The 20,690-nt window shown below is 31.8% G+C and carries 22 protein-coding genes; 13 read left to right on the top strand and 9 right to left on the bottom strand.

The features are described 5' to 3' along the window. The first annotated feature begins 436 nt into the window (after positions 1 to 436). From GWI59_RS02155 to GWI59_RS02145, 5 genes are all read left to right on the top strand, one after another. Entirely contained in the window at positions 437 to 772 is a 336-nt protein-coding gene (locus GWI59_RS02155) for a c-type lysozyme inhibitor (protein ID WP_161723882.1), read from the top strand. 523 nt (positions 773 to 1,295) lie between these two features. After that, positions 1,296 to 1,754, top strand: a complete 459-nt coding sequence (locus tag GWI59_RS02150) for an anti-virulence regulator CigR family protein (RefSeq protein ID WP_161723880.1) — start codon at positions 1,296 to 1,298, stop codon at positions 1,752 to 1,754. 520 nt (positions 1,755 to 2,274) lie between these two features. Further along, positions 2,275 to 2,430, top strand: coding sequence for a hypothetical protein (locus tag GWI59_RS17365; RefSeq protein WP_006537179.1), 156 nt, complete (start codon positions 2,275 to 2,277; stop codon positions 2,428 to 2,430). Between the two features lie 665 nt (positions 2,431 to 3,095). Further along, the gene (locus GWI59_RS17650) at positions 3,096 to 3,230 is read left to right on the top strand and encodes an immunity protein Imm33 domain-containing protein (RefSeq protein WP_420902342.1); all 135 of its coding nucleotides are present in this window, start codon (positions 3,096 to 3,098) and stop codon (positions 3,228 to 3,230) included. Positions 3,231 to 3,452: 222 nt separating this feature from the next. After that, a complete protein-coding gene (locus tag GWI59_RS02145; RefSeq protein ID WP_072062611.1) occupies positions 3,453 to 3,674 on the top strand; it encodes a DUF465 domain-containing protein in 222 nt (73 codons plus the stop codon). Between the two features lie 164 nt (positions 3,675 to 3,838). Here GWI59_RS02145 and GWI59_RS02140 read toward each other — a convergent pair whose 3' ends face one another. Next, positions 3,839 to 4,378 (bottom strand): AAA family ATPase, encoded by a 540-nt coding sequence (locus GWI59_RS02140; protein ID WP_161707056.1) that lies wholly within the window; start codon positions 4,376 to 4,378, stop codon positions 3,839 to 3,841. A 396-nt stretch (positions 4,379 to 4,774) separates the two neighbouring features. Here GWI59_RS02140 and GWI59_RS02135 point away from each other — a divergent pair, with 396 nt between their 5' ends. From GWI59_RS02135 to GWI59_RS02125, 3 genes are all read left to right on the top strand, one after another. Further along, positions 4,775 to 4,972 (top strand): ParD-like family protein, encoded by a 198-nt coding sequence (locus GWI59_RS02135; RefSeq protein ID WP_036913277.1) that lies wholly within the window; start codon positions 4,775 to 4,777, stop codon positions 4,970 to 4,972. A gap of 13 nt (positions 4,973 to 4,985) precedes the next feature. Continuing rightward, a complete protein-coding gene (gene map / locus GWI59_RS02130; RefSeq protein WP_109400290.1) occupies positions 4,986 to 5,762 on the top strand; it encodes a type I methionyl aminopeptidase in 777 nt (258 codons plus the stop codon). 318 nt (positions 5,763 to 6,080) lie between these two features. Continuing rightward, a complete protein-coding gene (locus GWI59_RS02125; RefSeq protein ID WP_109400289.1) occupies positions 6,081 to 6,944 on the top strand; it encodes a lipase family alpha/beta hydrolase in 864 nt (287 codons plus the stop codon). A 76-nt stretch (positions 6,945 to 7,020) separates the two neighbouring features. Here GWI59_RS02125 and GWI59_RS02120 read toward each other — a convergent pair whose 3' ends face one another. Then, positions 7,021 to 7,458: a hypothetical protein gene (locus GWI59_RS02120; protein WP_109400288.1), complete on the bottom strand. Its 438-nt coding sequence runs from the start codon at positions 7,456 to 7,458 to the stop codon at positions 7,021 to 7,023. Positions 7,459 to 7,772: 314 nt separating this feature from the next. Between GWI59_RS02120 and GWI59_RS02115 the strand changes: the two genes are divergently transcribed. Next, positions 7,773 to 8,510 (top strand): phosphatase, encoded by a 738-nt coding sequence (locus GWI59_RS02115; protein WP_161723877.1) that lies wholly within the window; start codon positions 7,773 to 7,775, stop codon positions 8,508 to 8,510. 74 nt (positions 8,511 to 8,584) lie between these two features. Here GWI59_RS02115 and GWI59_RS02110 read toward each other — a convergent pair whose 3' ends face one another. The 4 genes from GWI59_RS02110 to GWI59_RS02095 all read right to left on the bottom strand — a co-directional run bounded on the left by GWI59_RS02110 (position 8,585) and on the right by GWI59_RS02095 (position 12,878). Then, positions 8,585 to 10,183: a methyl-accepting chemotaxis protein gene (locus GWI59_RS02110; RefSeq protein ID WP_115065303.1), complete on the bottom strand. Its 1,599-nt coding sequence runs from the start codon at positions 10,181 to 10,183 to the stop codon at positions 8,585 to 8,587. 781 nt (positions 10,184 to 10,964) lie between these two features. Then, entirely contained in the window at positions 10,965 to 11,516 is a 552-nt protein-coding gene (locus GWI59_RS02105) for a class IV adenylate cyclase (protein WP_109847635.1), read from the bottom strand. A 232-nt stretch (positions 11,517 to 11,748) separates the two neighbouring features. Then, the gene (locus GWI59_RS02100; protein ID WP_109400285.1) at positions 11,749 to 12,129 is read right to left on the bottom strand and encodes a DUF2628 domain-containing protein; all 381 of its coding nucleotides are present in this window, start codon (positions 12,127 to 12,129) and stop codon (positions 11,749 to 11,751) included. Positions 12,130 to 12,443: 314 nt separating this feature from the next. Then, the gene (locus GWI59_RS02095) at positions 12,444 to 12,878 is read right to left on the bottom strand and encodes a universal stress protein (RefSeq protein WP_072062602.1); all 435 of its coding nucleotides are present in this window, start codon (positions 12,876 to 12,878) and stop codon (positions 12,444 to 12,446) included. Positions 12,879 to 13,562: 684 nt separating this feature from the next. Here GWI59_RS02095 and ftnA point away from each other — a divergent pair. The 4 genes from ftnA to GWI59_RS02075 all read left to right on the top strand — a co-directional run bounded on the left by ftnA (position 13,563) and on the right by GWI59_RS02075 (position 16,184). After that, positions 13,563 to 14,066, top strand: a complete 504-nt coding sequence (gene ftnA / locus GWI59_RS02090) for a non-heme ferritin (protein ID WP_006537159.1) — start codon at positions 13,563 to 13,565, stop codon at positions 14,064 to 14,066. Between the two features lie 437 nt (positions 14,067 to 14,503). Next, entirely contained in the window at positions 14,504 to 14,896 is a 393-nt protein-coding gene (gene copC / locus GWI59_RS02085) for a copper homeostasis periplasmic binding protein CopC (protein WP_006537158.1), read from the top strand. Continuing rightward, positions 14,896 to 15,792 carry a copper homeostasis membrane protein CopD gene (gene copD, locus GWI59_RS02080; protein ID WP_072062601.1) on the top strand — a complete coding sequence of 299 codons (897 nt, stop codon included), beginning with the start codon at positions 14,896 to 14,898 and terminating at the stop codon, positions 15,790 to 15,792. The genes copC and copD overlap by 1 nt, the downstream gene beginning before the upstream one ends. Before the next feature lie 47 nt (positions 15,793 to 15,839). Further along, positions 15,840 to 16,184 carry a YebY family protein gene (locus GWI59_RS02075; protein WP_072062600.1) on the top strand — a complete coding sequence of 115 codons (345 nt, stop codon included), beginning with the start codon at positions 15,840 to 15,842 and terminating at the stop codon, positions 16,182 to 16,184. A gap of 312 nt (positions 16,185 to 16,496) precedes the next feature. Here the strand turns inward: GWI59_RS02075 and GWI59_RS02070 are convergent, their stop codons facing one another. The 3 genes from GWI59_RS02070 to yebS form a co-directional block, all read right to left on the bottom strand. Then, positions 16,497 to 16,739: a DUF1480 family protein gene (locus GWI59_RS02070; protein ID WP_006537154.1), complete on the bottom strand. Its 243-nt coding sequence runs from the start codon at positions 16,737 to 16,739 to the stop codon at positions 16,497 to 16,499. 206 nt (positions 16,740 to 16,945) lie between these two features. Continuing rightward, positions 16,946 to 19,264, bottom strand: coding sequence for a PqiB family protein (locus GWI59_RS02065; protein ID WP_161671585.1), 2,319 nt, complete (start codon positions 19,262 to 19,264; stop codon positions 16,946 to 16,948). After that, positions 19,206 to 20,462 carry a membrane integrity lipid transport subunit YebS gene (gene yebS / locus GWI59_RS02060; RefSeq protein WP_109847632.1) on the bottom strand — a complete coding sequence of 419 codons (1,257 nt, stop codon included), beginning with the start codon at positions 20,460 to 20,462 and terminating at the stop codon, positions 19,206 to 19,208. The genes GWI59_RS02065 and yebS overlap by 59 nt, the downstream gene beginning before the upstream one ends. Positions 20,463 to 20,690: the final 228 nt, after the last annotated feature.

Below are 20,690 nucleotides of genomic sequence, written 5' to 3'. Positions count from 1 at the left end.
AATAAAGGCCTCTTAACGGAAGTTTTTTATGTGTTCAAAGCTCATTATATTGGGTATAGATAAAATGTTACAAATCTTTAAGTGAGAATGGCTTTTTACTCTATTTATTAGGCGAACTTCGCTTTTTCTTAAAAAATTATATTTGTCATAATATTTTTGAGGAACTCCTAGTTTTTTGTGATTTTGTACAATATGCCTTAATTCAGAGCTAACTTTCATTTCGAAAGCTAATGTTTTGAATGCTTACCTAATCATGTTTATATCTCTAATAATAAATTAAGAAAAGATTAAAATAAGCTCCTTATTATTCAATAAGTCAATGTTACCTTTTTATAATTAGATAAATCTCATAGAAAATAATATAGGATTCGATTAACTATAAGGAATTAGTTAGTGATGTATTAGAAGTGTGTGTCAAATAGTATTAGGAGATTATATGAAACTATTATTAAAAAGTATTGCTTTTACGGTTAGCTTTTTATCTGCAGGTTTTGCTATGGCAGATAATGCAGATGATATAACGAAAGTATCTTATACATGTGAAAACAATCAAACAATGGAAGTTATTTATATAAATACGGAAAAGGATAGCTATGCAATTATTAATCAAATGAACGAAATGATACCAATGAAGATTATGAAAATGGCTTCAGGAGCAAACTATGAGGCAATAAATAAAAATTACACCTATAAGCTTTATACTAAAGGTGATAATGCCGATTTAGTTGAAGGAAAAGATAAACCAGTATTAAGTGGTTGCAAAGCTAGCTAATAATCACGAGTTTTGGTGAAAATTATTTGGCATTTTTATAAAGGTCACTTTGGTGGCCTTTATTGTATTCTCAAGAGAAATTTACGTTGCAATTTGAGCTTGGCAAAACTGTTAACTAAATAAATAACTTAGAACCTATAACTCTACGGCGTTAATGACATTATTAATAAACAAAATAAAATAAAAACTCAATAGCTATATCGTAATAAAGATTTTTTGTAATATAAAAATATCAATATATTTTATCTTAAGTGTTGTGAATCAGTTTATTACTCATTCAACATGCTTGGAATAATCTAACAGCAGAATATATCGCTTAAAAGTTCTGGTAGTGTAGAGCAATCAAGTTTAATTAAATCAATTACTTATTATAATAAGTTATTTAGTGAGACTTTTTTGTCTGCGCTGACTACGGAATCAACACCCATTATATTGTCAATTATTTTTTTTCTAGGAGTATTACTTATGGTAGTTGTGTAGCTTGAAGGATACTCTGTAAAAATTAATTTTTGAGGTCATAGATATGAGAATTCTTTCTAGAATAAGTAACTTGTTATTGATAATTATAGGATTGTCGGTGATATCAGTCTCTTCTTATGCTGATCCAAATAATGGGCACGGAAGAGGTCAAAATAAAGGATATCAAGGAGAAAAACCAAATAAATGGCATAATAAATCACAAAATAACCACTTTGATAATGAAACATCTTTCTCAATTTCGTTATCTTATAATGAGGCTAGAGCAATTGCGCTAAATGGTGGATTTACTGGATACTCATCGTTACCACCTGGTATTGCTAAAAATTTAGTAAGAGGAAAACCATTGCCGCCTGGTATTGCGAAGAAAATGGTTCCTGAAAAAATGCTTAACCAATTGCCTTACTATCCTGGCTATGAATGGCGTATTGTCGGAAATGATTTGGTGTTAATTGCATTAAGCACAGCAATAGTGACTTCAATCATTAATAATGTTTTTGATTAAAATATAACGAATTAAATATATTTGATACAGTGGCTGAGATTTATAATCTATAACACATAGTCTTGTGAGTTTAGCAACCTTCAGAGCTTTAGGCCTGTTGAGACTTCCTTTTTTCTTACGAGAAAGGACTTTCTGCTTCCGGAGCAGATTGGTTGCGGACATTGATTAAATATCTAGTGTGATTTGATGTTGGTGCTGGTTTCGTTGGTGTTTCCATTCTATCGTCATAGATCATATTTGCTGGTCACGCAACGACTTAACGTAATATTTTTCAGCATATTAGCAATTTCTTTTAACTTTTTTACCTTTATTTATATTTGTATGGATCTCATTATGAAGATGAGCAATCTTAAATAAAGCGTTTACATAAAAAATAGAATGATTAAGCCAAGTTAAATAAATACCACACATAATGTATTGCTAGTCATCGTTAAATGATCATTTTGTAAAACCGTGTAAGTCAGACCGTTCTGTTACTATTTTGTGTCAATATTTTCTTTTTTACAAATGGGGAAATATTATGTCTACAATGAAAACAGAAGTTATTGTTATTCGTTTAACAAAAAAAGAACGTGCTTTATTGGATTCAATAAAAACAGTACCATTACTTGCAGATTGGATGAAAGAATTAGCTCTTTCTAAATTACAAGAGCAAGATATTTTATCTAATAAATAATTACTAATGCCGACAAGAGGGAATTGAGTCGGCATTGCTATTTTATGGTTTTTGTTGCTGGAGTTTATCGTTTTATCTGTTTTTATTTTTGTAGGATTACTATCTAAATATTGTTATTTAGATGACGAAAGTTGTACTGTTACTGTCAGTTATTTATTATATTCTTATATCTTAAAAAAGAGAGAGTAAGATATATAAATGAAATCAAAAAATTGCTTAATGCAGTAGTTGATATTGATTAAGCTACATAAAATCAAATGATTTAATTGTTTAAAAAAGTATTAGAGTAAAGTGAAAGAGATATAAGCTAGTTATAATGAGGCATGATATTAATAAACATTGCTAATAAAAAAGCCCAATGTGGCGGCATTGGGCTTAGTGACTCGAATAGATGGGTATAAAAAACTATTAGAGATCAATATAAATGTAGTGAATTTTCATTTTATAAATTAACAATAAATGCTTTTTTTAGTAAAAAAGTGTTTTTATGCTTTATCTTGTCTAGTTTTAAGGCAAATTGATGTTTTTTCATTCCCTGTGGGCATATGATGTTACGTGGATTTACTTATTTTTATTTTTTTGCTATGTGAATAGATGGCTCTATGTTCTCTTTTGGCAATACTTAGTAGATAACGATAAGTTGATTTTCCTATTGTGAGGAATATCTGGAAAAATGGCTACTTGAAGTAATAAATTATCTTTATTTAACAGAGGGATATCATTTTATTATTAATAGAGACGGATATGATGATGTTTGGCTTGAAGAGATAAATAAACACGTGTTTTTCATTATGTTATAATTTTTAGCTTAGTTATATTTATATTTTTTATGTGCTTTTATGCGTTGAATTTTATAACTATGTTTAAAAATGTAAAATATAAGAATAATGAGTTATTTCAAAAAATAAAAATATTAATTGATGTTGGTCTTATTTTTAACATAAAGCCAATGACAGCCTAATCAGTTTGAGTAAATATTATAAGAGTATTTAATTCACAATTAATAAGGAAGGTAACTTTTTATGTTTCCAGAATATCGTGATTTAATTTCAAAACTTCGTCAGACTGATCCTGATTTTCGTGCTCTATTTGAACAACATAACGAACTTGACCATAGAATTGTTAGATTAGAGCATAAAGATAGAAGAGGTTATGGTGAAGAAGTTGTTGAGCTAAAAAAACAAAAATTGAAACTGAAAGAAAAAATTCATCAGATCCTCAAAAATCCACCAAAAGAAGAGTAAGTAGTAAAAATAATTTATTCTTGATTAAGAAATCATATAAATTACACAATTTATTTATAAAGAAAAGGCTACTGATGTAGCCTTTTTACTACCTAGGATCTAAAAATGATTAATTAGTTATGTACTATGTCAAAATTCACCTTTCCAAAGTACATCGAGATAAATTATATTTTATTAATAATAAAATTAGCTCTATCAGTTATACCTATTTTAGGTAGCTCTATTAAATTATAATTATATCTTTTATAAACAGCTATCATAGCTAAATAGGTTTCTTCTGCTTCTTTTTTTGTTTGTTTTCTTTCTTGATCTTGAGTATAAATTTCGGCCCATGGTGGTGCTATAAACACATTTGTGGAATAACGAAATAAGTTAATTGCCTTATTAAGGTGTTTTGGGATAGCTAAACCACATAGTAGTAAATACCCTGCAATATCTGGGAGGCCTCTATCATAGAAATAAAGCCTTTTATTGTTGTTTGCTTCATGCCATGACCGTAACTCCCAAATTAACATTGCTTGTGCAAAAGCGTTCGGATCTTCCCATGGTAATGCATTTCCTTCAATTACAATTTGGTCTTGAATGATGGCTCTTCCTGCTTCTAAAGAACAAAGATAACCTCTATTTTCAAGTTCATTTATTAGTGTGGTTTTTCCAGAGCCGGGGCCTCCAGTTAATATAATACGATGTGATTTTACAGGCATGATAACTCCTATAAGTTTATATAATTAATTAAGAGAATGGTGATGATGTATAGAAGGCGTTAAGATGGAGTTGTTAGAGATTAAGTATACTTAAAAAGGGAATTAGAAAAAGTGTGCTAGCATTAAATGCTAATATAAATTTTAAGTAACTTTTATTTTGATAAGAACCGATAGTTTGAAGTCAAATATTATGAACTTATGAGCATAGATAATTAATTATATGGAAATAAAAAAGACAATATTATCATTTTGGGTTCTATTTTTTCCTGTTTCTCCTTTTTTCTTAATTTAGGCATTTTATGCCTATGATGGTATCGAATAGCAATTGAAAGAAGAAGAATTTGATTTTATTATAGAACGCATATGTTTTATTATGATCTGTATATAAGGATTGGTGTGGGTATTGTAAAAATTTCTGATGAGTTACATGAGTACTTGCGAAAAGCAAGTAATGTGATGTCACGCTCTGTTAATGCTCAAGCCGAGTTTTGGATAAAAATTGGCATTCAAGCAGAATTAAATCCAGATAAAACGTTTCCAATGATTATCAATGAAATGCTAGAAAAAGAAGCCATCAAGCAAGAAGTAGAATAAAGAGGGAAGAAGAGTGGAAAAAATAACGATTAAAACAGCTGACGAAATTGAATTAATGCGTGAGTCAGGACGTTTATTGGCAAAAGTTTTTACAATGCTTGATGATTTTATTGTACCTGGTGTTTCTACACTAGAGATTAACGATAAAGTTGATGATTTTATTGTCAATGAACTCCAATCGAGACCAGCAAGTAAAGGTCAATATGGTTATGAGTATGTGCTAAATACATCTATCAATGAAGTTGTTTGCCATGGTGTGCCAAAAGCAGATGAACGCCTTAAAAGCAAAGATATTGTTAATGTTGATATTACACTAGAAAAAAATGGATTTATTGCTGACTCTAGTAAAATGTATATTATGCCAGATGCATCCCCTATTGCGCGCAAATTAGCAAAAATAACGTATCAAGCAATGTGGGAAGGTATTAAGGAAGTAAAACCAGGTGCGACATTAGGCGATATTGGTCATGCTATTCAAAGTTTTGCGCAGAGTCATGGATATAGTGTAGTGAGAGAATACTGTGGGCATGGAATAGGAAGAGAGATGCATGAAGCACCACAAGTACTACATTATGGTATTAAAGGACAAGGTGTTGAATTAAAAGAAGGTATGACTTTTACTATTGAGCCAATGATAAATCAAGGCGGTGCTAAAATAAAAACCAAAAAAGATGGTTGGACAGTTGTGACAAGAGATAAAAAATTATCTGCTCAATCAGAACATACTATTTTAGTAACAGCAACAGGGTATGAAGTACTCACTTTGCGTCCTGAAGAAGTATTACCATAATTGTTACTCTTTTATATTTATAGCCATTTTAAGAGAAAATATTCTTTATAGTTTCAAAATGATTTAGTTTTTAATTAAAGTGGCTACTAATAAATAATAAATAATAAATAATAAATTAAAATAGTGCGTTACAACCGTAAAATAGAGATTATACTAATAATACTTAAAACAATTAAGGCATTAAAAATCGATATTTACTATAATCTTGCACTTCAAATATTATGTTTTAAATTTTGTACTCTGAATATTGTTCTAGAAATTGCTAATAGGATGTTTAGCAAATTAAATAAATTAATTTAAGCCCAAGGAATGGAAAATATGTCAACTACATATCCAATTGTTTTAGTTCATGGTTTATCTGGTTTTGATGATGTCGTCGGTTATCCTTATTTTTATGGTATTGCGGATGCCTTAGAAAAGAATGGCCATAAAGTTTTCACTGCATCTCTTTCGGCATTTAACGCAAATGAAGTTCGTGGTGAACAACTTTGGGAATTTGTGCAAAAAGTTCTCAAAGAAACGAAAGCAAAAAAAGTAAATTTAATTGGCCATAGCCAAGGTCCATTAGCTTGCCGTTATGTTGCTGCAAAACATGCAAAGAGTATTGCTTCTGTTACTTCTATTAATGGTGTAAACCATGGGTCAGAGATTGCAGATTTGGTACGACGTATTGTGCGTAAGGATAGCGTGCCAGAATATATTGCTGATGCAGTAATGAAAGCCATTGGTACTATAATCTCTACCTTTTCAGGTAATCGCAGTAACCCACAAGATGCCGTTGCCGCATTGGAAGCATTAACAACTGAAAATGTAACTGAGTTTAATAAAAAGTACCCACAAGGATTACCTGCCGTTCGTGGTGGTGAAGGGAAAGAAGTTGTAAATGGCGTCTACTATTATTCATTTGGTAGTTATATCCAAGGTTCGATTGTTGGTGAAAAAGGCAATTTACTGGATCCTACTCATGCAGCAATGCGAATATTAAATGCATTCTTTACTGAGCGTGAAAATGATGGTTTGGTAGGTCGTACAAGTATGCGGTTAGGTAAATTGGTTAAAGATGATTACGCCGAAGATCATCTAGATATGGTAAATCAGGTTGCTGGGTTAGTGGGGCGTGGTGAAGATATTGTTGCTATTTATACAAACCATGCAGAGTTTTTGGCAAGTAAAAGGCTTTAATATCCTGCATACTTGTTGTGAAATAATCTAGCACGAATGGCTCTAATCGATTTAGAGCCATTTTTATTTTTAATTACTATTGTTTAATATCTTTGTTAACGCTGATTGAAATAGCATAACCTAATAAATAAAGTGCTTGCTCCAAGCTATCTACTTTTGAGGTTTGATTAATTTCAAGTAAACGTTCTATTTGTGCGCTCGTTAAATTCATTTTTCTTGCAAGATCGGATTTTTTTGTTTTTGTTTCTAACATCGCATTATGTAATGCAATTTTTAAACAGCTGATAAGAGGTAAGTAGACAATAAAATCACCAGATTGCGCTTTAGATGGAGCAGGAATAGGCAATTTACTCGCAATAAATTCTTCAAGACCTACATGTAAAATATCAGAGGCTTCTAGTTCAATATCATCTTCTGTATAAGCAACAGCGTGTATATTATCAAAATCACGGTAGGTAATTTCGTAAGTTTCACTTTCTTCATCAAAATGAGCGATTGCTGGATAGTTGAACATAAATAACCTTTTATATAGTTGAAAGTCGGATTTAAAACGAAATTACATAATATAATGTGCTTTCAAAATTCTTGTGTATAGTACTAAAGTGAAATTTATCTATTTGATATTAAATAGTATGTTAAAGATTAAAGCATATTTATCAAAATTTATCTTCATTTCTTTCTAATGTGAGAAAGAATGAAGTAGATAGTATCTTGTTTGTTGGTTATTACATACTTTACTGGAATTGATAATTAATTTTAGGTAGATCTTATAGTTAAGAAAAACTATCTTATTGATATTCATAAGGTGTTTTTAGGAAGGAGTTGTTTATGTATCCCGTTGATTTACATGCTCATACTATTGCTAGTACACATGCTTACAGTACAGTTAGTGAATATTTCCAACAAGCTAAAAAACAGGGAATTCAATTATTTGCAATTACTGATCATGGCCCAGATATGGATGATGCTCCTCATGAATGGCATTTTTCTAACTTACCGGTGATCCCTCGTATTATTGATGGTGTGGGTATTCTTTACGGTATAGAAGCGAATATTAAAAATATTAAAGGTGAAACAGATTGTAGTGAGAAAATGAGCAAGAAATTAGATATTGTGCTTGCTGGTTTTCACGATCCTGTCATGGGTTCATTAGGGCTAGTTGATAATACAAATGCATTAATTGCAACAATAGCAAGTGGTTGTGTTCAAATGATTACGCATCCTGGAAATCCAAAATATCCAATAGAAATTGCTGAAGTTGCAAAAGCCGCTGCCACTTACAACGTTGCTTTAGAAATGAATAATTCATCATTTATTCATTCTAGAGTAGGAAGTGAGAAAAACTGTATAGAAATTGCGAAAGCAGTACGTGATGCGGGAGGATTAATTGCATTAGGCTCTGACTCACACATAGCTTCTTCGTTGGGAAAATTTGATCGAGTATTAAAAGTATTAGCTCAAATAGACTTTCCACAAGAGCGCATATTAAATGTAACCCCAAGAAGAGTGTTAGATTTTCTAAAATCACACGGTAAAAAAGAGATCCCTGAATTTAGCCATTTTTAATGTTGGGTTAAATAAGTAATAAGAAAGCTATCCTAAGATTAAGATAGCTTTTATGATGTGGGTTGACTTAGCACTTACTGATGAAAAACAGTCAGTTCTTGCTTCAGTCTATCTGACTGTGTTTGCAATGAATCTAATGAACTGACTAATTCTCGGGTCATTGTTGCGTTAGCTTGTGTGGTTTGATCTAATTGATTAATTGCATCTTCAATTTGAGCAATACCATTACTTTGTTCATTTGTAGAAATAGAAATATCGTGGATCATTTCATTAATATTTTCAGTGTGCTTAGAAATATCTACCATATTGTCGTTAGCGTCAGCAGCTAGTTGAAAGCACTGATTTATTTTTTTACTTGAATTAGCGACAAGTATCTTTATCTCTTTTGATGCTAAATTACAGCTAATGGATAATTCTCTTACTTCTTTAGCAACAACAGCAAAACCTTTTCCGTGTTCACCCACTCTTGCCGCTTCTACGGCAGCATTTAAAGCCAATAGGTTTGTTTGAAAGGCGATATTGTCGATCGTAGAAGTAATATCATTAATTTGCTCGGAAAACGTGACAACCTCATGCATATTTTCAACAACGTTAGCGAGCATTTCATTGCTTTGGTGGATCATCGTATCTGTTTTTGTGACTAGTTCACATGATGTTTGTGTATTTTCTGCATGCTGTTTTGATGTAACACTTAATTGTCGTATTCCTGCAGAAGTTTCGAGCACGGCTGCTGATTGTTGTTCAACACGAATAGCAAGATTATTATTCATAACAGCAATATCACTTAATTCTGAATTAATAAGGCCTGAGCTGTGATTGATATTATTGACGATCCGTTTTATCTGATCTCGCATTTTTTGAATATTGGTAGTGAGAATATTTATTTCATATAGACCTTTTGTGGTGACGTCGGTTGTTAATTCTCCATTACTAATATCTTCGATATTTTTCATTATTACGTTTAAAGGTGAAATAAAGTTTTTTCGTAGTACAACTTGGACTAAGAAAGAAAAAATAACTATTAAAACTGAAATAACGATTAAGCTATAAATAATTTTCTGGTACAAAAACTCACCTTCATCCAATGAAGCTGTGTAGTAGTTTTCTAATTGTTGATGATAGGTAGTATAGGCTTGCTCAAAATTGTCTTGATAGGTTTGTGTTGGTTGATTTAAATACTCGTATGTTTTGCCTTGTTCTAGGAAGGCTAAAAATTCAATGAGTGCTGCATTAAGTTCAGTATATTTTTGCTCTAATTGTTGCACATAACTTTGATCTTTAACGTTATGAGGCAAATTCTTGAAACTTTTCCATCCATTCTCAACGTGCTGAAGTTTTTCTTTAGTTTGTTGTAATAATGAAGAGATGTCAGTATTGGCTGTAGCCATTTTATTTATAATTAATAAGTGGCGAGAGCTGGCTCTATTTAAAGTATTACGTGTTTGTAGTAAATTTTCCCAAGTATTATTTAATAGTGATTGTTCATGATAGATATTATTTAGTGTGTTTAAATTTCTCTTATAATCATTAACTGAAGAGAGGAATAAAACACAAGCTAGAGCAAGAAGTAAGATTAAAGAGCCTGTAATAAGCCAAACTAATGTGGTTGTTTTTAAACGTGACATATTAAAAGAGACGTTTGGCAAATAACGTTGTTTTAAGTTCTTAAACATGTAATGTTATTTCCTTTTTCATAAAAATATAACCGTGTAATCTATTGATTTTTTAAGTTTTATTTTTACTTCCTGTAACTGACATAAACAAAGAGTTAAAAAATACATAAAAATATGTTTTTAGGTCACTCTTTGATTTAATGCCATATATCCTTTTGATTTTTTCAAATACTAAAAAATAGTATCGGCATTTTATAAATATTCTTTATGATTATTTATTGTTCTAATTGATAAATTTATCAAATGTATTTTCTCTCTTTGTAATGCTTTGATTTTTAATTAATTTTTCTTAAATATTAAAAATTAAAGATAAAAATAAAAATGATATAAAAGATATTTCCTTAGGAGATAGTGGTTAACTTGTTGATCTATTATTAATTTTATGTGATTAACTCATTTATTTTTAAACAATTAGATTTAAATAGTGTCAGTGTTTCTATTTATAAAATAAAAAAGTAATAATGATTTAAACAGCAATAAATTAAATTATTTTTTGTTTATTTAATAGAACAAATAAGAGTGGCTAACGTTATAAATGAGATAAAAACAAAAAGATAGCAGTAGAAAAGTAAGAAAGTAGATTAAATCGCTATAAACGAAAGGTATATAACCCTTCCATTTGTGAATAAGGATCACATTAATAATGATCCTAATAATGTACGAAAATTTCACATAAAATAAAAACAAGATATTAAAGCGATGCTAGAGAATGACATAAAACCAAGTTACATTAATCTTATTGTGATCCCTAAAGGATGATAATGTGAAAGGATAAATTTATTTATAATTTTAGAGTATTTAACATTAGTGTTTTATAGTTATTTTCCTCAAGATCTTTATCTGTAAAGCCAAAATTTGCGGCTAAATGCCTTAGTTGGTCAATATAGAGTGGGAGTTTACTTTGGTCGTCCGTCATGATAGCAAATTCAGCAAATGAGCCTAATTTATCTAACTTATCAATAGTAATATGAAACTTATCTAGAAAATAAATTTCTCTTGATTTTGTATAATTGAGAATACAATGGTAGCCAAGAGTCGTAAACATGGAGACTGTTTTTCCTGCATCTTCGATACGAACAGCTTCACATTGCGATAAATCAGGGCCTTTAACGATAAGAAGATTTATTCCTGCGGGAAGCATTTTTCTTACACATAAACTGATAGTTGGAGCTGAAAATTCAGTATTTTTATGTTCCATATACCAATCTGTTTCTTTATTCTCAGGCGTAAATAATGTGGCACCTGCTTTTTTTAACTCATTAATAAATTTTTGTGGATTTTGAAGGTGATATTTTAGTTCAGCTTCAAATTTTCCTTGAAAATGTTCAGACATACGTTTTCCCCAAATTAGCGTTAATGAATTATAGCATTAACAATGTATCCTTTTGGGATAAAAAAGAACTTTTAATGTTATTTCATTATTGTATTTATATTTTTTGTAAATTAGATAAAAATATTTAAATAGAACAATAGATAACATTACTATCAAATAAGAGGTAGGGGATATAGTGTTTTTAATAAAAAAAGAGTAAGAGAAAATAAAAGGGGCATTGCCCCCTTTATTATTACAGAACACCTTCAAATGGGTTCCAACTTTGATCATTTTTAGTTTCTTTTAAATAATAGGCATAGTTGGCTGTTATGGCCCATAAAATGTTAACTGCAATACCCACCGCATTGATAACACCATTATTTACAGGTAAAAAGCCAATAATTGTGAAAATAGCAATATTAATAGCAAATAATGTTAATGCTTTGCGCCATAAACCTAAAATAAGAAAATAAATAAAACCAAAGAAAAATGCCCAGATATTCATTCCAATAAGAATACGTTTACCAAAGGTAAGCTCTTTATACGCAGCTTTAAATTCTGGTGTTTTAGGTGAACCATATTTATCAAAAAATGAAAAACGTTCTTGCCATTTTTCAGAAAGTTCTTTATTCATTTTAATTCCTTTTACCCTGTTGATTAAAATTAGCTTTAATAGAAAAAGTATCTTTACATAATTTAACATTATGAACAATATAAATTTATTATGAGATGATGAATTTATTGGTTTATATAAAAAGCATTAAAGTGAATGTGTTTTGGTTTTTTTTAATAATTATCTTATTGCTTCAGAATATATTTTTAATCATTACTCTTAAAGATAATAACGATAAAATAAAATACCATTTTGAATTGATTTTATGGTGAAAAGAATAAGAAATCTGGCTTATGAGAAATACCAGATTTCTTATGGAAGATGGAAGTGGGCGATTAGCGCACGACTAATACAGATGATTCTGCGTAACTGACCACAGAAGATGCGGTAGAACCTAGAAGATAAGTTTTCATACCAGGGTTACGAGAACCAATGACAATCAGCTCTGCTTGAATTTTTTTTGCGGTTTCTAAAATTTTATCGCGAGGATTACCTATAGACACATAAAATTGAGTTGTACTATTTGGAATATCAATGTGCGATAAATTTTCTTTTAGTGTGGATAATGCAATTTCAATCCGTTGTTTATCACTTGCTAGTCTGTCTTGTCCTGCGAATGCAAATCCGACAAAAGACTCATAACTTGGGATGACTGATAAAAAATGAATATTCAATTTGTCAGCGACAGACAATGCTTTTAGATGAGACACAACCTTGTCTAATAAACCAAGCTCTGTAAAATCAACGGGTACTAACACTGTTTTTGTCATAGTGGCTCCTAATTAACCTTTTATTATGATTAGGGCTTTAATATTAATTTTTTGTACATACAAATATGAGTTACCTACTAATCTTATCAGTCAAAACGAAAAACTGCACAAAAATTGAAATTATTTTTATTTTTTGAGAGATATGTATTTTTTCATATGAAAAAAAATGAAAAAGAATTGCTGTCTGAAAAAATAAATGTGTCGCAATATCAAATAGAAATTATAAAAAATAGAGAATAATAATAGCTAATGGGTGAATGTTTTATTTTTTTAATAACGATTGTTGTAGATATTGTTTTATATATACTTGTTGATATATGACAAAGCTTATTTTTATATTTTTCATGGGTAAAATATAATTTTTATTTAATATTAATTTGAATTTCTTGGGTTATAAAAAATTCAATAAATATAAAAAATCAAAGCCAAAAAATAATACTTATATATTTCAATTGGTTGCTATATTTACCTTGACAGTTAAATACAAGTTTACTCTTAATGATAATAAGTGTTATTTAGCTTTATAAGAGTATTTAAAACATATTACAAATGAGATTGGTTTTTATTTTTATTACAGGTAATTAATTGAAAAAAACAAATAAATCACACCTAAATCGCTATATTTTTATTTTTAACCGTGCATAATACCCATAATGTTAATTTTCATCGCAAAGGACGTAAAATATGTTACATCAAGATATGATCAATAAATTGAATGAACAGCTAAATTTAGAGTTTTACTCGGCAAATCTGTATTTGCAAATGAGTGCTTGGTGCGACGATAAAGGATTTGATGGCGCTGCTAAATTTTTAAAAGCTCACTCTCGTGAAGAAATGGAACATATGCACCGTTTATTTGATTACTTAAGTGATACAGGTGCAATGCCTTTACTTGGAGCGATTGAAGCTCCACCTGCTGAGTTTTCATCATTAGCTGAGTTGTTCGATAAAACTTACAAACATGAAAAACATATTACATCTGAGATTAATAAATTAGCACATGTTGCAATGACAACTCAGGATTATTCAACATTTAACTTCTTACAATGGTATGTTGCAGAGCAGCATGAAGAAGAAAAATTATTCAAATCAATCCTAGATAAATTAGCAATGGTCGGTGATAGTGGCAAAGCTTTATTCTTATTAGATAAAGATCTGAACACATTATCAGCATCTGCACATGTTTAATTATTAGTAAAGCTTTTAGATAGCTTAAATTACTAAATAACTTATTACGCTCTGCTGTGAATGAATAGCAGGGCGTTTTTTATTCTTTTGTATTGCCTTCTTTACGATTCTTATCTTTTATTTTTTTCCTTACTTATATTGTTTGTTCTTGCCCCTAAAAAAATACTTATTGAATGCTATTTATACAGGGGGATTATTTTACTTTTAGTTTTATTTGGTTATGTATTGAACTGTTTAGACTGTCAATATGGGTATTATATTTTTTCAAAGTGTAAAAATGGGTGATATTTGAAACAGAAACTGCTCTAAATAACATATATTTTGAGTGCTAGTTCACAACCTTTTATTTCTAATATCAAGAAGCAAAGATCTTGACGTAAAATTGCTATAAAATATTTTCATAAATAAAAAAATCACCTGTAATTTAAGAGGTTATTATGTCATTAAATACACTTAAGACATCTTGGGGTAAATTATCGGCTATTGCTGTTTTATTCCTTGGTATGTCATACCAACAAGCATTAGCACATGCACACTTAAAATCACAGTTACCTGCTGAAGGTGCTGCGATTGAACAAGCGCAAGCGCCTAAAGTTATCACGCTAGACTTCTCTGAAGGTATTGAATTAGCCTTTAGTAAAATCAAAGTCACTAATAGTGATGGTAAAGAAATCACCGTAGGAAAGCTGAGTTTAGATCCTGTTAACAATACGAAATTATTATTGCCTTTAGAAAGTGATTTATCAGAAGGTGATTATTTAGTTAATTGGAACGTTGTTTCTGTTGATGGGCACAAGACAAAAGGTTCTTATCAATTTAGTGTAAAATAATGACACCTGAAGACGTTTATATTTTATGTCGTTTTTCCCATTTCGTGGCAGTCATGTTTATGTTCGGACTGAGCTTCTCGGCTGCCATTCTTGCTAAAGATAAGTTCATTCCTCTTATTCAGGTTCGTTTGCGCCCCGCATTAGCTATTAGCACAGTTATCGTCTTTATTACGACTTATTTATGGATGATTGTGCAATCTGGTATTATGGGAGAGGGTTGGGAAGACGCCTGGTCAATTATAATATGGCGAGCGATCTTAGATACTTCATTTGGTCAAGTTTGGCAATGGCAATTGGTATTAGCAACCGTTGCATTGGCTATTTTATTTATACACCAACGCTATATTCGCAACTTTTCTTTATTAATTATTTCTTCAGTTATGTTGATCTTACATGCATCAATTGGTCATGGTGCCATGTTTACAGGATCAGAAGCCGTATTCTATAAAGTTAATCAAAGTGTTCATCTTATTAGTGCTGCGTATTGGTTTGGTGGTCTATGGCCATTTGTCGCTTGTTTGCAGTTTTTACGGAATAAAGATGAGCTTGCAGATGGGATGATCAAGCCTATCATTGGTACAATGAAGAAGTTTTCACTTTTTGGTCATCTTGCTGTTTTATTGGTGACAATTACCGGTATTATCAGTGCTATTATGTTAATTCCTGGATGGCCGGCAGTACAATTATCATCTGAATACCAAAGCATGTTATGGCTTAAAATTAGTTTAGTGTTGTTAATGCTTGGTTTAGCTGTAATCAATCGTTATGTCTTAGTTCCTCATATTCGTAAGAAAAATAACTTTCAATGGCTGCTAGTAAATAGTTGGCTTGAACTATTATTTGGAACAATGGTTATTTTTACCGTAGCCATCTTTGCGATTAACTCACCTGTATAGATTGCGATATAATTTAAAAAACCTAATTTCTTAAGTGAGATATCTACATGAAACGTTTCTTATTCGCAGGAATGTTAATGCTCTTTACTTTTCAAGCATTCTCGGCGGCACCTATTTCAACGGTCAGTAAGCTTCAATTTGGTGACGATTGGCCATTTACACGTGAAGAAGTGATGCTTAATTGTCGTGCTGATGGAGCTTGGTTTGTGATTAATCCAGCAACACTGATGCAGTATCCTCTTAATGAAATTGCAATGAAACAAATGGAAAGTGGCAAAGTAAAAGCGCAGCTAATTGATGTTATTTTGCTACCAGATCCTCATTCACCTGAAAAGAAAAAATCAGTAGAAGTGATACAGAACGCGATTAAGTCGCTTTGTGAGAACAATTAATCAATTGATTGATAATATAGATAAGAATTTTTTATTTTATCATGTTGATTTAAATAATAAAAATAAATAACAACGATTTTTTGAGTAGAAAATAGTGTGCTACTAAGTTGTTTACTGGATTTTTACATATTGTTAGCTAATATTTAACAGTAGGTTGTGAGATAGAAAAGTCTGAGAAAGTCTGAGTGAGTTCTCGATTTTTGTTTATGCCGTAAGCAACATTTTACTTTTTAGCGCACGGCTCAAAATGAGCCATTTCCCTAAGCCAGATAAATGATTTATCTGGCTTTTTTTATTTCGCTTTAGCATCTCTTATGCCACTTTTAAGATCCAATGGTGGTTTTCTTTGTCATAAGCATGACGATAAAGCAGAATATTTTGATCTTTCAATTGGGCTGGAATGCTGGTGTTTTCATCCCATCCATCTAATTGCATGCAAAATTCTTTGTCATAATCACATGGTATATGAATATAAGCTAATTGATTATCGACAGAGTGTTTTAAAGTAATATCTTCAATTTCATAGCAAGCAATTTTCAACGTTATCTTTTTCATAATAAAACTCCGGTTTAAGCGATGTTGTGTTCTGTTATGTTTTGTTAGAGGCATTTATTTCAAAGAATGCTTTTTGACCAAACAGAATTAAGCATAGTATAAATGGAATTGATTTCCAAAATGTTTTTTGAAAATAAAAAAAGCGGATCATTTTTTGTGATCCGCTTTAAATAAATCTTCTGAAATAGGGTAGAATTATCTAATTTTTAAGGTTTAGGTATTGCCGTTCCCCATTCATTCCAATCTTTAGGCTCTTTTGCATTTAAAATGAAATTCTGTTCCTGTTTCGCTTTTGATTGTAATGGCGTGGAAGGTGGTGTTGCAAATGTAATGCCTCCACGTATAAATTGTTTAAATGTTCCACTTCGTATAACACCACCCGTTAAACCAAAGGAAAAGTTATATCCAGAGGAAAGCCAGAATTCGGTATTATTTCTAACAAGATATTGATATTTTTTACTGATTCGAATGTGAATTAAGACTCTATCAGACATGTTTCCTAATTCAAGGCCTGTCACAGCACCAACTTCAAGACCTCGATAATAAATAGGCGTACCAATTTGTACTGAGCCGGCTTCTGTAGCATTTAAAACAAGATTTAATCCATCAAGATAGCGAGAGTCTGTAATATTGGATGTTTGTAATTCAAATTTACGATATACGCCCCCATTGCCGGGCTCTGCTTTAATATAAGGTTGAATAAGTGAATCTAAGTTATCTAATCCCGATGCTGTTAACTCAGGAGTAACAACAGCGAAGCGACTGCCTGATCTCGCAAAGGTTTTGACATAATCAGGGTAGAGTACTGCTGAAACAGTCACGGCTTTTCTATCAGGTGAAAGGGTTAATGATTCGACTTGTCCAATATCAATGCCTAAATAACGAATAGGCATTCCTTCAGAAAGCTTACTCGCATCGTAAGTTTTTAAAGTGATTTGAGCACCAATAGCCCTAGCACTGGTTTCTGATGAATAGAGTTTGTAACGTGAGGCGTTATTATTGATATTTTCAAAGTTATCGAAGCTAATTGCTCCTTTTAAGGCTCGATTTAATGGTGTCGCTTCAACGGTTAATCCTGAACCATTGACGGAAACTTTTGCCGCACCTTCAGTCCAGAAAACACTTTTTTCAGTAAGAAGGTGGCGATATTGTTTGGAAATATAAATATCAATATCAAACTCATCAATTAATGGCCTGACATCAGTGATTTCACCAACTTGAAATTGATGGTAAAGCACAACAGAGCCTTTTTGAATACCTGGAAGGCTGGAGGCTTTTAACGTTAATGTCACTGGTAATTCATTACCATTGATGCTTGCTTTAGCAAAAAAATCATTGCGATACAGACGGTACTGCTCTTTAGGGGTACCTTTGTTACCTTGAATAAGATGAATACCGCCTTCAAGCCATTCTTGAGGAGAAGCACCTTGAATATCAATACCATTTAAACCCATATTGACGTTTATTCGGCTATTGGCAACAAACTTGCTGTTTTCATAAATATAATGTTTATATTCAGGGGCGATAATAGCATCGAAGATAACACCATCATCACTTATATTACGTTGTATGACTTGGCCAATAGTTATGCCTCTAAAGAGAATAGGTTGTCCTGCATCGACGCCCCAACTTTCTTCACTGGTTAAAGAAATAATTAACCCATCTTCACCATATATTGCTTTACCCGCCTCAACAGAGGTAGCCGATTGTAAAACAAACTGCTGGTTTTCTTGTGCGGGTTGACTGTTTTCTGGGGAGTCAAAGGCTATCGCACCGTTAATTAAAGCAGAAACACTTTCCATTTTAATGGATACACCACTTTTTAAATTAAAATTACCTTGGAATCCAGATACATTCCAAAAATGGCTGTCTTGACGAATTAAGTGCGCATATTGTTTATCAATACTTAATTCAATAAAAACGCCTTGGTTGTCAGGACGAATTGCGTAGCTATAAACTTTCCCTACGGGAACTTGGCGGTAATAAACTTGAGAGTCAACATTGAGTGATCCTAGTTTATCTGCTGTTAAGGTAATTAATTGCTGGTTTTTATCAATATTTGCTTGAGGGCGAACTTCTTGAGCAATAAATTTAAACTGCTTTTCACCATCACCGGGTAGCATATTGATGTAGTTACCACCTACTAAAGCATCTAGCCCTGATACACCTGATAGGCTCGCTTTAGGTGTAACAAGCCAAAATTGTGTATTTTTCCGTAATGCGGTGGCAAGGTTTTTTCGTACATCAGCTGTAACAATAACTCTGCGTAAGTCATCGCTTAGAGTGACATCTTTAACTATTCCTACATCAACGCCTTGATAGCGGATTGGTGTTCTACCAGAGACAATCCCTGAAGCAGATTGAAAATCAATCGTGATTTGTATACCTTTATCTTGCCAATGTTGGAAAAGCAACCAACTAGCAATAAACATGGCGATAACAGGGAGCAGCCAAAATGTCGAAATTTTACGCTTGCGGCGTATTTGGGCTTGTGTGTCCTGAATGTCGTTTTCTTCTTGTTGCATAAGTATCCCATAATAAACGACTATCCAACCATTCAACGGCAAGGATAGTAAGAATAACCGCAGTACCAAAATAAAAAGCCGCTGGCCCCATTGTAAAAGTCATCAATTGATCTCGATTAATCAATGACATCATCAGCCCAATCACAAAGAGATCAAGCATTGACCATCGCCCTATCCAAGAGACGAAACGGTATAATTTCATTCGAAGTAGGGGATCAATACTAGAATTAAAATGAATGCTTAATAATAAGCCCAGCATAATTATAATCTTAAAAAAAGGTACAAAAATACTGGCAATAAAAACAATAATCGCAATTGGGGTATTGCCTGAATTCACTAACGAAAGTACACCTGAAAAAATAGTATCTTCACTACGTTGACCATTTAAATAGAAAATAGAAATAGGCAATAAATTTGCAGGTATTAGCAGAATTATTGCTGAAATTAATGCTGCCCATGTTTTTTGTAAACTCATTGGCTGCCTTGGGGTATAGCAAGTTTTACAACGTGGGCACTGTGTTGATGGTGTTCTTTTAAAATGATAATGGCAAGAATGGCAAGTTGCAGGACTTTTTTCTATTTCTTTTTGCGGATAAAAGCGTTGCCAAAGCTGGTCCATATTAATGTTAATTAGCATTAATAAGCTAAGTATCATTAAAGAAACAAAAGCAATTAGACCATTGCCAATATAGACGGTTGCATAATCGCCTAATTTTATTGTTGCAACAGCAAGCCCAATTAAATAGACATCTAGCATTACCCATTCTTTTAATTTTCCTAACATTAATAAGACTGGGCGAAGATTAAGGCGTAAGCGTGTTCCTAAATGGAGATATAAAATAGCGATAGGGAGGCTAAGAGGGGCTACGATAGCACAAAAGGCGACCATTGTTGCAGTAAGAGGAGAACCTTGCTCTGACATTATGCGAATGCCATCAACCACATTCGCCGTTATCATTGTACCTAATAGGTGAATTTTAATTAATGGCTGAGTAAATGCTATTGATGCCAAAATGAGCATTGTAATAGAGAGAATAAGTAGACGAGTTAATGACCAATATCGATAAGATGCGAGTTTGGCTTGGCAACGAGGGCAATAAGCATCCTCCCCACGCTTTAATGCAAGAGGTAGTGTCACGAGGTGATCACACTCTTGACAGCGTATTGATTTCTTTTCCTTTGTTGCAATATTGTTCACTATGTTGCTCGTTAATTCGCCTAAGTTGGTTTTTTCAAGAGTTATCGTTTGATTAAGTTAAAAAAAAGTACCTATACTCAATGGTTCACAAGTTATCATTTTTATTATATTTATGCCTTTCATTTTACAATACAAAGTGTCTGATTTTTTTTGTGGGTGTTAAGGAGATATTATCGTTTTTTTGCCCAATTCTTGAAGATAGAGTATTCAACCCCAAGATAAAATAGG

The organism is Proteus sp. G2673, from assembly GCF_009915125.1.
Taxonomy (GTDB): domain Bacteria; phylum Pseudomonadota; class Gammaproteobacteria; order Enterobacterales; family Enterobacteriaceae; genus Proteus; species Proteus penneri.
This window is presented reverse-complemented; position numbering and strand designations above follow the sequence as displayed.